Here is a 12,234-nt window from a genome sequence, read left to right as displayed (position 1 = left end):
CTGTTAAATATGGGGATCAAGTAACCAGACGCCTTGCTGATTAATGGTCAACGTTTGTTCACGTTCGCCACCCTGACCTGTTACAGAAAACGTGTAGTTGCCGGGTGCCAGCTGCAGCGCAGCAAAACCATTGGCTGCCGGTACCACTGCCTGAGGCTTGCCATTCACCTGAACACGCTCGCCGGGCTGGAGTTTAATATAAACCTGCGCCACAGGTTCAGGCGGTGGTGCAACCGGCTCCTGAGGTTTTTCCGGCTCGGCCTGGGCAGTCTGGGTTTGCGCAGGCGTGGCAGCAGGTTGTTCAGCCGGTGCCTGAGTGGCTGGGGCCGTTTCGGTCTGTGCCACATTGGCAGGTGCATCACCGTCTTTGTCGCCGCCCGCCATCAGGACACCGACGCAAACTCCCACCAGCACACCTGCAGCGACCAGACCCGGCAGTGCAAAGCGGTTACGCATCAGTTTTTTAAACGGCGTCGCGGGCGCGGCGGCCGCTTCATCTTCTTCCTCAACCGGTACCAACATAGTCCCCGGCCCGCTCTGCTTCATTTCAGGCAGTGGTTCAGGCGCTTTCTCTGGCAGCACCATTGAGGCCGCGAAGGCATCAATGCTCTGTGGACGATCTTCCGGCTTAAGAGACAAGGCGCTATCGACCGCTGCCAGCAGCGTTGCGCTGTAACCCGCAGGCGCGCGTTGCACGAGCGGTTGATAATTATCTTCAATACTGCGCACCACGCTGACCGGCGGCGGTGAGCCGGTGATTAACGTGTGCAGCACAGCACCCAAGGCGTAAATGTCCGTCCACGCGCCTTGTTCGCTTTCATCGTTATCGCTGTACTGTTCAATCGGCGCATAGCCCGGACGCAGCATGGTTTCACTTTCATCAGAAAGGTTACCGATGGTTTTGCGTGCGGAGCCGAAATCCAGTAATACCGGATCGCCATTGCTCTGAATTTGAATATTATCCAGCGAGATGTCGCGGTGCAGATAGCCTGCATCATGAATGGTCTTGATGGCACCCAGCAGCGGTGGCAGCAAGCGGCGGATCCAGTTCTCATCAATTAAATGGGGATGCCGTTCACGCATATTAGACAGCGTGGTGCCGCTGTAGAACACCGTGCCCATATAGGCCGTATCGTTTTGCACCCAAAAGCGCAGAACGTGAAGCAGGTTCGGATGATTAAAACGTGCCAGCAGACGGGCTTCCTGAATAAAGCTGTTCAGGCCCGCATGGAAGGTTTTACTGAATCGCTCGCTCCGCAATACCAGGTTCAGGTCGTCGCTGCGCACGGCCAGCGACGCGGGCATAAACTCTTTAATCGCGATATCGCGCTCCAGTTGGTGATCCCAGGCACGATAGACAATGCCGAAACCACCACCGCCTATAACATCTTTGATTTCAAACTCATTAAACCGGTAACCAATCGGGAGGGCATTGGGTACATTCGGGTGATTATCATTTTCCGACATATTCGAAAGCTCTCTGATAACAAACGGCTTTAGACAGCAAACTGGCAAACAAACTCGCCCTGATCACAGCTGACCTGCACGCGACGATAACGTTCATCACGAGCATGGGCGCTGAGCAGTATCTGGCTCATCTGCGGCAACAGGGTATTGGTCAGGATGGCATCGACCATGCGACCTCCAGACTCCACTTCCGTACAACGCTGCACGATCTGGCTTACGACCGAATCGTCAATAATGGCTTCAATACCGTGGTTCTCTTCCAAGCGGCGTACAATGCGCCCCAGTTGCAGCTTAACAATCTCTGCCAGCATCTCGTCACTGAGGGGATAGTAAGGCACCACCAGCAGACGGCCCAGCAGTGCTGGCGGGAACACCTCCAGTAAGGGTTTACGTAAAGCGGTGCTGAGCGCATCAGGATCCGGCATCAGTTCCGGATCGGCACAGAGCGCACTGATCAGTTGCGTACCGACGTTAGAGGTGAGGATGATAATGGTATTGCGGAAATCAATGTGGCGCCCTTCGCCATCTTCCATCCAGCCTTTGTCGAACACCTGGAAAAACAGCTCATGCACATCAGGATGGGCTTTTTCAATCTCATCCAGCAGCACCACACTGTAAGGACGACGACGCACGGCCTCCGTCAGCACACCGCCTTCACCGTAACCTACATAGCCTGGAGGCGCCCCTTTCAGCGTTGAAACGGTGTGCGCTTCCTGGAACTCGCTCATGTTGATGGTGATGATGTTTTGCTCTCCACCATAAAGCGATTCGGCCAGCGCCAGCGCGGTTTCGGTTTTCCCGACGCCTGACGGGCCACAGAGCATAAACACACCGACCGGTTTATTAGGATTGTCCAGTCGGGCGCGTGAGGTGCGAACGCGTTTGGCAATCAGATCCAGCCCGTGACGCTGCCCAATCACGCGCTGATTCAGCGTGTCCGCGAGGTTAAGCACGGCGTCAATTTCGTTTTTCACCATCCGGCCCAGCGGAATGCCGGTCCAGTCGGATACCACTGCGGCAACGACGCTGGCGTCAACGGCAGCAAACAGTAACGGCGCTTCGCCCTGAACCGCGTGCAACTTCTGTCGGGTTTCATCGAGCTGCTCGCGCAGGGAAGTTTCCCCTTCGGTCACGCAACGCGCGCGCAGGGCAATCAGCTGTTCGACCAGCTCACGCTCCTGCTGCCAGCGGGCGTCCAACGCATCGCGCTCTGCTTCCAGGGCAGCGCGCTGGGCGGCAATCGTGGCCTGGCGGGTTTCATCACCCAGCCCCACTTTAACTTCACGTTCGGCGATCTCCGCTTCGATTTCCAGCGCGGCCAGACGGTGCAGGCAGTCTTCCAGCGCGGCAGGCTGTGCGCCCTGGCTGACGGCAACGCGTGCACAGGCGGTATCCAGTAAGGCTACGGCTTTATCCGGCAGCTGGCGGGCAGGAATGTAACGGTGAGAGAGCTTAACGGCGGCGCTGACGGCTTCATCCAGTAACAGCACCTGATGGTGTTTCTCAAGCGCGCTCACGGTGCTGCGCAGCATCAGGATCGCTTTTGCTTCATCCGGCTCCTGCACCTGAACGGTCTGGAAGCGGCGGGTCAATGCAGGATCTTTTTCGATGTATTTCTTGTATTCTGCCCAGGTCGTTGCGCCAATCGTGCGCAACTGTCCGCGAGCCAGGGCCGGTTTTAACAGGTTGGCGGCATCGCCTGTGCCCTGCTGGCCGCCTGCGCCGACCAGAGTGTGAATCTCATCAATGAACAACACAATCGGCGTGGGGCTGGATTGCACTTCATTGATCAGCGCCTGCAAACGCGCTTCGAACTCGCCTTTCATTCCTGCACCGGCCTGCAACATGCCAATGTCCAGCAGCCACAGTTGCACATCACGCAGCGGTGCCGGCACATCACCGGCGGCAATGCGTAGCGCCAGCCCTTCTACCACTGCCGTTTTACCCACGCCAGCTTCACCGGTGAGTAACGGATTGTTCTGGCGACGGCGCATCAGGATATCCACCATCTGGCGGATCTCTTCATCACGGCCCGCAACCGGGTCGATCTTGCCGTCGCGCGCTCGCGCGGTCAGATCCTGCGCATACTGCGCTAACGTGCTGTCGCCCGCCGCCGGAGGGGCGGCAGCATCGCCTGCGGGCTGAACCAGCGCCTGCTGAACTTCTTTGCTGTTGGCCAGTAAGGTATCGAACTGCTCCAGTAAAGCATCGGCGTTCACGCGTGAAAACTGAGGTGAAATGCCTTTCAGGACGCTGGCGAGCGTAAAGGTCTTCAGCATACCTATCAGCAGGTGACCACCGCGAATGCGGGTCGCACCGTATTTGAGTGATGCATAAACCCAGGCGCGCTCAACGGCGCTGTCGATGTGTTCTGCGAGATCGGACACCGCACCCGCACCGCGCGGCAGGCGGTCCAGTGCAGCGACGATATCCCGCGTCAGCGCGTTTTCATCCAGTGAAAAATGCTTAATCACCTGCTGAAGATCGCCATCCTGCTGCTGCATGAGCTGATGCAACCAGTGCACCAGTTCAACGTAGGGGTTGCCACGCAGTTTACAAAAGGCGGTCGCACTCTCAAGCGAGGTAAATAACAGCGTATCCAGTTTGCCGAATAGCACGGCACGGCTGATCTCTGACATATCGGTTCTCTTTATTGAAAGAAGCGGGCTAACTATCGGGGAAAGCGGTTGGGCTATGACGGCGTAGCTTCAACCTCAAAGGCAAAATCTTCACGATCGACAGGCTGCGGTTGCTGTCCAAGCCAACTGGTGTAGCCCAGCCGCGCCTGACCGCCAAGGGTAACGCCCTTAACGGCATCGGCTGCCAGAATCAGGCTGAGATCCCACTGCATCTCAATACCCAGATAGTGGCGCACCCAGTCACGCACTTCGCAAGCGCCTTGCGCGTTGGGTAAAAAACGTTCGTACTGCTCGGCGCTCAGTGGACCGATGCGCAGACGAAAACGATGCTGTACATCACGAACGGCTACGCCGAGAAAGGCCGATTCACCCAGGCGCGGCATATGGCGACCGGCCGACAGACGGGCCTGATCGCGGCTGTCCAGGGATAACCACTGCGGCACGTTCTGTTGCAGCTTAACCGGAACGGCAAAGTAGTGACGCAAAATGCGTACCAGCCCTTCGGCATCGTGACCGTGGCGGCTGAGATGCCCTGACAGCATGAGGCGCGCATGCAGGCTCAGCGAACTGGCTTTCTGCTGGGCCGGTAACCCAATACCGGCCACGCAGGCCAGGTAATCCTGGAAGCGCCGATCGTCGCGGCGATCCAGAGAGCTGGTTGGCTGTGAATTAGCCCAGGCACGATAGAACAACAGCGTGGCACGATGATGAAACAGATCGGCGAAAGCGCTCAGGCTGTGATCCTGATGGTGATCGATACGTCCGCGCACATATTCCGTCAGGTGCGTAGGGAGAGGACCGTTAGGACCAAACAGCCCAAAGCTGTAAATGGAGACGTCGTAGCGTTCGTCATGCTCACGCGCTTTAACCTGTGACACGGTCGATGGTGCAAAGGCCAGAGATGGCTTTTGCCCGATACGCACGGCCTCAAATTTGGGCAGTGGCGCTTTACCTAAGGCATAACGCTGCCCACTCTGGGCGTCGAGCTTGCGTAACAGCTGAAACAGATCATAGCGCCAGGGTGCGGCCATCACGGCCTGCCAGAAACCGTCAGGCAGACGCACCGCCCGCTGTAGGGGAATAACGTGCGCCGTCTCACTCATAGCAGCGCCTTTTTGCCCATGCGCGGCGGCCAGTAGCCCACTTCGCCGCGCTGCTGGCTGCTCAGGGTGAATTCGGTAAAGCTGTTAAGCGCCACAAGGCGAGAAAAGACCCGCTCCAGCACGCTGCCGAACAGCCAGGGGCTGGCACCGGAAAACGCCTGCTCATCTACCTCAAGCGCAATGCTGACCCCGCGCGCAAACACTACGGGGCCCGGCTCGGGCACACGGCGGTGAACGGCTTTGAGGTTGCAGTGACGAATTCCGTCAATCTGACGCGTTAGCGGCGTTTCGGCCAGGCTGGCATACAGGCTCAGCATCTGGCGCAGTGCCGCAGCCCCTTCGCCGTCGCTGCTGTCCATCAGGCTCAGATAGTTCATCTGCAGATGACTGATGAGTCGCCATGCTGAAAGCCCTTCAGCCAGTGCCGGACGCGGTGGCGTCGGGCCTTTGCACAGTTTAAGTTGCCCGACAGGAATGGAATCCGGCATCACAAAGTTGCCCTGCTCCTGCTGTAGCAGCATTAAAGGCAGGTCACGGCTGGTGCACATCACTTCCGCAGACAAATAGCGGATATCGCTGTTCCACGGCGTATGATTTTGATCCACCAGGGAGAGAAAGACTTCAGAACCGATATAGCCTGTTCGGGTGCCATAGCGCAACGCGTGCTCAGAGAGCGTGCGCTGCTCGCGCCGCAGTGAGAAGTAAGCGCCATAATCCCCGCCGTCATGGCTGAAGGTGCTCCAGAACGGCCGGAAGATCTGCTCTTCGCGCTGCCCTTCGACAGAGGCAAACAAGCGCTTCACCGAATGAATCTCATAGTCCAGCGGACGAATGTTATCGACCACCAGGTGATACTCGTGCTGACTGTCACTGACCTTAAGCCGCTCGGCGGTTTTCGGGAACAGGTTAATGACCGGCGTGCAGTGCAGGGCCAGATGGGCGATGTCGACAACGCTTTCCAGCGCCGCATCGGCCTTATCCAGCAAGATGACGATGTCAAACGACAGGGCGTTATCGCAGCGCTGCAGGAAAGGCGACAGCTGACGCAGGCTGATAAACTGGAAGCGTGCCGGGAATGCAAAATACTCCTGCAGCAGGCGGTAGCCGTCAAAATTACGCAGATCGTCGGGCAGCAGGGCCTGCTCAGTCGAAAAGCCTTCCTGCTGAAGCGCGTCATCCGGCAGAATCTGACGTTGCGGTTTTTCTTCCACGGACTGCAGGATGATTCCGACGCGATGCTGCATCAGCAGCTCCATCAGTTTCAGGGCCTGAATATCGGGTCCGCTCAGGAAAAACATCACGTCATCGAGACTGAGCTGGCTTAACGATGAAATGCCTTCGCAGGTGATGCGGATACGGAGGGCGCTGGACGCCGCCGTCGAACCGCCCGCTTTCAACTCGCCTAACGGGATATCCGCCGGCACGCCACCTAATGACACATCGCTGATGCGCAGGGGCTGTAACATCACATCGTGCGCGGTGGTATAGCTGCAGGTGACGCCCGTTTTTTTCAGGTTCTGGCTTTCCATCATTGTGCCGCGCGGCACCAGGAAACCGTTGCTGATATCGCCTTTGCGGCTGTCTGGCGTGAGCTGGGCGATGGCCATCGACGGCGTAGGTGAAAGGTAGCCCGGTGCCACCATTTCCAGCATCCGCTGAGAAAAGCGTGGAAACTCGGCATCCATCTTTAACTGTACGCGTGAGGTCAGAAACGCGAAACCCTCCATAAGTCTTTCGACATAAGGATCGGCGACGTCAATGCCGCGCATACCAAGCCGCCCGGCGACCTTAGGATACTGGGCAGCAAACTCCGCGCCCATCTCGCGCAGATAGGCCAGTTCACGGTTGTAGTAATCAAGCAGCTTGCTGTCCATGATTAACCTGCATCCTGTAGTTCAAAATGGCCGCTCTCTAAATCAACCTGAGTGCGGAACAGAAACTCCAGCGGGTACGGCACACACCATAACCGGCCTTTAATCTCAATCGATAGTACGTTGTGCAGACTCAGAGAGGTCAGGTCGCTTACGCAGCGAACCTGTAAGCCCTGGGGTAAAATGCGTGGCTCAAAGTGCAGAATGGCGTCGGTCATTTTCCGTTGCATATCCTGCCATTCGATGTCCGAGATATTTTGTCCCGCCAGGGGGGCCACGCCAAAATTCAGCACGGAACGCTGGACCTCCGTCAGGTCGCTCAGATCGTGCTGTGCCTCATTATTGATGGTGTTGAATAACCACTGCAGGTCGCGCAGAACGTTACGCCGCAGCGTACTGTGGGTAATGATCGAACTGTTGCCTGACTCGGTAGTTTTATCTGGCGCGTCGTCTGTCAGCCTGTCCAGCAGGGACGACTGCAGTTTGTCACGCGCCGTCAGCGTGTCGCGATTTTTGCGCGCACGATAGCCGCCGTGCAGCTGCGAATAGCCGTCACCGGACGAATTGTCATTACGACTCATGAGGTAACTCAGTTTCGTTGAAAATAAGCTGCTGCAGCGTCAGTAAGGGATATTCCGCCTCATCGCTGAGCCACATCTTTTGCCCGTGACCGATAAACTGACCGTCATCGCTGCCTGATTCCTGCCACTCTGTTACGCTTGCCCGCAGGAAGCGTTCATCAGCCTTATCCTGAAGCGGGTAGCGCACCGGAATCTGACAAATTTGCTCACTTCCGTCCACCAGCTGCAGGCGAGTATGGCGCCAGACCAGATCCGTGACGCTTGCCGGTGCCTGAAACTCTATTTCGCTGATGGCAGCAAACGGGATCCAGTAATAATGCCCATTGGCGATGGCTTCACAGACCGGTCCGAAGCGACTGTCACCGTCCATTATCCAGGCGAACTGGCTTTCCCCCTCGTGGGTTGTGGCCGAACCGGCGCTGGCCTCTGCGCTTTCCAGCGCCTGAGCACGCAGTGCCGCACCGACGGCCTTGTCGCCCGCTATGTCCGCTTTCAGCGCGGCCAGTAAGACCTGGCACCACGGCCAGGCGCTTCCCGGCAGTTGCGGCTCGGCTTCACCGCGCATAACCGCTGCACGTTTCTGTTCGCCCTCGATAGCCTGTTGCAGCAAAGTCACGGTGGGCTGCGCCTGAGGGAGCATGGCCAGCCAGGATTTCAGCTGTGTCTGCGCCCTGCTCCAGTTACCGTCAAGGCACAGGAGTTGCACAAACGCCGCCCGTAAATCCGCATCAGCCGGATTGGCCTGGATTTGCGCAGTGATGCTGGACAGGTTTTCTGCCAGGCTGGCATTCGCCAGTCGCTGTTGTAATGAGTCCATTCAAACTCCTTATGCCTTAGTTGATGGTGCGATACACGGCTGCGGCCGGATCTTTGAGTTCCGGATGCAGTTTTTCCACCAACTGCACCTTAATGGATGCAGGGCTACTTAACCAGGGTGACCAGATCTTACGCACTTCCTGCAGGCGCGCACGCAGCGCATTTTCGTCTGCCGCTTCACTGGCGGGCATCTCAACCACCACCTGGTTTATCGCCTGCCAGCCGTTAAACTGCTGGCTAAATGGCAACACCAGCCAGCTGTCGGGTGACTTTTCATCACTCAGCACCATGCGTTCGCTGTTAACCGTGGTAATGGTCAGTTCATCAACCTGCTGTTTATCGTTCAGGCCCGCTACCGGGAACCCCTGCAGAAAACTCACGGAAACGGATTTGGTCGCGTCTTTGCCCGTCTGGGTCAACGTGCTGTGCCCGCTTAACCAACCATCTTTGCCGCAGGTGACGCCCTGTTTAGCCGGCACAAACAGGGCGCTGGCCTGCGAGGGCTGGTGCCACCAGGTGCGGAAATGGCAACCGTCCAGCAAGCTAAACTGAAGCCAGGGTGTGGTATCCGCTGCTGGCGAATTCAGCACGACAGGGGCGGCGGGCTGGTTGACGGGCGCCTGCTGCACCGGCGCCTGTTGGGCGGGCTGAACCGGTTGAACGGGCTGTGCAGCGGCAGGCGGAGTCACCACCGATTTCCACTGCTGCGCTTTCGCGGCCGTACCATTGGCCAGAGCGCCGCCGTCGGTATCGGTTAATTGCCAGTGCAGCTGCTGTAACGGCTTACATTGTGAGGCCATCAGGCCCGCAACGCGCGGCAGGAAATCACTCAGCACCGACGCATCTTTATCGCCATGCGTCACAATGCGCAGGTTTACGGTGCTCTTACACCAGCTCGACAGCTGGTTATCTTTTACATCATCAATCCAGACATCCAGTTTCTGAGTTGGCGACTGCACAATGCGATAGTTCTCTGCAAAGGCATGTGTACTCAACAGCAATGCAGTCAGGCCCACTAATCCATATTTCATGTTGGCGTTCTCAATCTCGAAGAGGGAAAAACTGCGCCGCATCAGACAGCGAGTGCAATAAGGTGGTGTCTTCTGGTGAACCTACCCACACAGCCATGGCGCTGAAGTTGTCCTGTTGACCCCCCTGCGGTTGGCTGTTTTTGATAATTTGTTGCATCAGGGTCAGCCACTCTTCTGGCGTATTCACCATATGCAATGATTGCTGCATTTGTTCCAGCGTCACGCCATGCCAGAAACCATCCGTACACAGCAAAAAGGCATCCCCATCCTCAATAGGCACCACATCGCTGTAACTGGCATCCCGCTGTTCATCGCCCATGCCTAATGCAAAATAGAGCAGGTTACTGTTAATGCCTTCTGTCTGGTGCCCGGCATCTTTCATTTGCTGAATCAGGCTGTGGTCGGTGGTCACGTGGTAGAGATAGCCCCGACGAAACAGGTAAAGCCGACTGTCGCCTGCATGCGCCCAGTAGGCCAGTTCATAGTCTCTGTCGATAAACAAACTCACCAGCGTGGTGCCCATCCGGCTGTGCTGACTGTTTGCCTTTTGCTGTTGCCGAATGGCGCCATTGGCATAATTTACGTAATCGCGAATGGTTTGCGCATCGAGATGCGCATTGCCATCAAAGGCTTCCATCAGGCTACTGCGTGCAATTTTTGCTGCCACGTCACCGCCGGGAAACCCTGCCACACCATCACACACCACAAAGCAAGCCGAACGCTCGCCGATGCTCTCACCGGTTTGATCCTGATTGCTGGCGCGGTCGCCCTGATTCGACGTAGAAGCAGTAGAGATATTCATGCGTCATCCGTGTGGGTTTGTGAGTCTTTATACTGATTTACTTCCATGTCGTACGCGTGCAAGAAGGCTTCGCCAAACAAGGTATGGAAGTCATCTTCAATTTCGCCCGCGGTTTCGCCATAGCGCTGAATAAAATGCTCCCACAGCGCGGCTTTACGGCTGCCGGGTAGTCCAATGCGCGATACGGAACCGTTTTGACGCGCTTCTTCTTCGAGCTGATCGGGGTTAAAAGACTGCAGCATGGAAGCAATAATGGCGCGAATACCGGCAATCATCCCTAACTGGTGCGCCTGGAGATCGATTAGCGCGTCACGCACGGCCTGGCGCGGCGGCATAAAACCTGGCATCCGGCTGCCAAACATCTGCATCAATACGGTTTTACCTGACGGCAGCAGCTTAAACGGGTTATTAGCATCATCCAGAATCACGGTCATGTCGGCTTTTACACCGCGTTTTAAAATCGACCGGGAAGACAGCAGTGCCACCGTTCCCTGCGAGAACATGCTGAGCATCTGGCCGAACTGCCGCATCTGCTCACGATCGAACTGCGGTGTCGGTTGCAGATCCTGCAGGCCCATACCTTCCAGCAGTGCATCCAGCAACTCGCCCTTTAAGGCATCACCGCTGCTGGCGTTGCCACTCTGCTCGGTCCCAGCACTGTTATTGTGCGAGGCAACCGGATCGATGCGCAGCCGCCCTTTTGGCGTGGGCGAAGGTGTGCGTTGCACCGCCTGCGGTGTTGGCAAGGTGATGCCGCCGTAATCAATCGGGCTTTGCGCACCTTCAGGCTGGGCAGGCTGCGGTTGAGGATCGAAAGCGGGATCGTGAGTGACCTGCGTTTCAGTGTGATCAAACAGCGGTGAACTGCTTAATTCAGCCAACTCAACCGGTGCAGTATCCAGGATATCTGGCATCGGCTGGTGATTTTCTTGCGGCTGTAATGGCACCGCTTGATAGGGCTCTTTCTGCTGCAAGGATGCAGACTGATGGTTTTCTTTCGGCTGCGATGGCGCAGCCACAGGTTGCGAAACCGGCATATCTGGCTGAGCCAGCGGCACTGCACCGCTCATCATTAACCCCAGCGGATCGTCATGATGACGCGGGTCCGGCGTGGTCTGGCTGCCAAACAGATTTAACGGGTCCACATCCGTGGAGGTTTCCTCTGTTTTGGGCTGCCCTTGCGCATTTTGTTTTGCCGACAAGGTGCTGGGCGTGCGGTCATCAAAAATGCTTTCCTGAGCAAACAGCGCATCCTCTTCATCAAACAGGCTACTTGTCTTAGGTTGCTGACCGATATCCAGCGGTTTATCGCTCATTAACTGAGCCAGCGGATCTTCGGGATTACGGTTTGCCGCTGTAGAGGTTAACGGATTTGCCTCCGGCATTTCTGGCGCAGCACTTTTACGTTTCGATAAGTCATCAGAAATTGAAAACTCTTTGGCCAGGCTGTCCCAGATCTCGCTGGGAATGGCAGCCGTGCTGGCAGTCGGCGCCTGTACAGGGACCGCATTGGGTACGGGCTGCGGCTTAGGTGCGGCTGCAGCGGTCAACGGAGGCTGCTGCGATGGCTGCTCGCCATTAAGATCGTTAACCAGCAGGCGATAGTCGTCGATGCCGAGAATATCGCCGTCCTGCAACTCCACCTGACGTCCACGTTCAAGCGGGATGTCATTCAGCAGCACGCGCGTAACGTTACCGCGGTTGGTCAGGCGACATTCACCCTCTGCAGTAATGTGCACGATAGCCTGCAGGCGAGAAATAGTGCGATCGTCGTCGGGCAATATCAGATTATTATCCACGCCTCGACCAATAGTGCCGCCTGGAGGAAGAAAATCGAAACTGATTTGCGGCGGTTCATGGCCGGGTTTAGCGGTTATTATCGTAAAGCGCATCACGGATTCCTGCGGTTAGCTGTTCGACATCT

At 56.9% G+C, this 12,234-nt stretch carries 9 protein-coding genes; all 9 read right to left on the bottom strand.

What is annotated here, in order from left to right:
* Positions 1 to 3: 3 nt before the first annotated feature.
* The 9 genes from GKC68_RS08795 to tagH are packed head-to-tail and all read right to left on the bottom strand — an operon-like array spanning position 4 to position 12,202.
* Complete coding sequence (locus GKC68_RS08795) at positions 4 to 1,467, bottom strand: protein kinase (RefSeq protein WP_342656762.1); 1,464 nt, start codon at positions 1,465 to 1,467, stop codon at positions 4 to 6.
* 29 nt (positions 1,468 to 1,496) lie between these two features.
* Positions 1,497 to 4,106 (bottom strand): type VI secretion system ATPase TssH, encoded by a 2,610-nt coding sequence (tssH, locus tag GKC68_RS08790; protein ID WP_015700022.1) that lies wholly within the window; start codon positions 4,104 to 4,106, stop codon positions 1,497 to 1,499.
* Between the two features lie 53 nt (positions 4,107 to 4,159).
* On the bottom strand, positions 4,160 to 5,209 hold the full coding sequence (tssG, locus tag GKC68_RS08785) for a type VI secretion system baseplate subunit TssG (protein ID WP_028715272.1): 1,050 nt from the start codon (positions 5,207 to 5,209) through the stop codon (positions 4,160 to 4,162).
* Positions 5,206 to 7,083, bottom strand: a complete 1,878-nt coding sequence (gene tssF / locus GKC68_RS08780) for a type VI secretion system baseplate subunit TssF (RefSeq protein WP_028724763.1) — start codon at positions 7,081 to 7,083, stop codon at positions 5,206 to 5,208. The genes tssG and tssF overlap by 4 nt, the downstream gene beginning before the upstream one ends.
* A 2-nt stretch (positions 7,084 to 7,085) precedes the next feature.
* Positions 7,086 to 7,661: a type VI secretion system baseplate subunit TssE gene (gene tssE, locus GKC68_RS08775; RefSeq protein WP_013026236.1), complete on the bottom strand. Its 576-nt coding sequence runs from the start codon at positions 7,659 to 7,661 to the stop codon at positions 7,086 to 7,088.
* Complete coding sequence (locus GKC68_RS08770) at positions 7,651 to 8,478, bottom strand: type VI secretion system accessory protein TagJ (protein WP_028724764.1); 828 nt, start codon at positions 8,476 to 8,478, stop codon at positions 7,651 to 7,653. Before GKC68_RS08770 ends, tssE begins: the two co-directional genes overlap by 11 nt.
* A gap of 16 nt (positions 8,479 to 8,494) precedes the next feature.
* Positions 8,495 to 9,508 carry a hypothetical protein gene (locus GKC68_RS08765; protein ID WP_033778159.1) on the bottom strand — a complete coding sequence of 338 codons (1,014 nt, stop codon included), beginning with the start codon at positions 9,506 to 9,508 and terminating at the stop codon, positions 8,495 to 8,497.
* Positions 9,509 to 9,518: 10 nt separating this feature from the next.
* On the bottom strand, positions 9,519 to 10,310 hold the full coding sequence (locus GKC68_RS08760) for a protein phosphatase 2C domain-containing protein (protein ID WP_013026239.1): 792 nt from the start codon (positions 10,308 to 10,310) through the stop codon (positions 9,519 to 9,521).
* The gene (gene tagH, locus GKC68_RS08755) at positions 10,307 to 12,202 is read right to left on the bottom strand and encodes a type VI secretion system-associated FHA domain protein TagH (protein WP_028724766.1); all 1,896 of its coding nucleotides are present in this window, start codon (positions 12,200 to 12,202) and stop codon (positions 10,307 to 10,309) included. Before tagH ends, GKC68_RS08760 begins: the two co-directional genes overlap by 4 nt.
* Positions 12,203 to 12,234 lie beyond the last annotated feature (32 nt).

The sequence above is a fragment of the Pantoea sp. RSPAM1 genome (assembly GCF_038816185.1).
Lineage (GTDB): Bacteria > Pseudomonadota > Gammaproteobacteria > Enterobacterales > Enterobacteriaceae > Pantoea > Pantoea ananatis.
The sequence above is the reverse complement of the archived record's forward strand: the minus strand, read 5'-3'. Positions and strand labels throughout refer to the sequence as shown.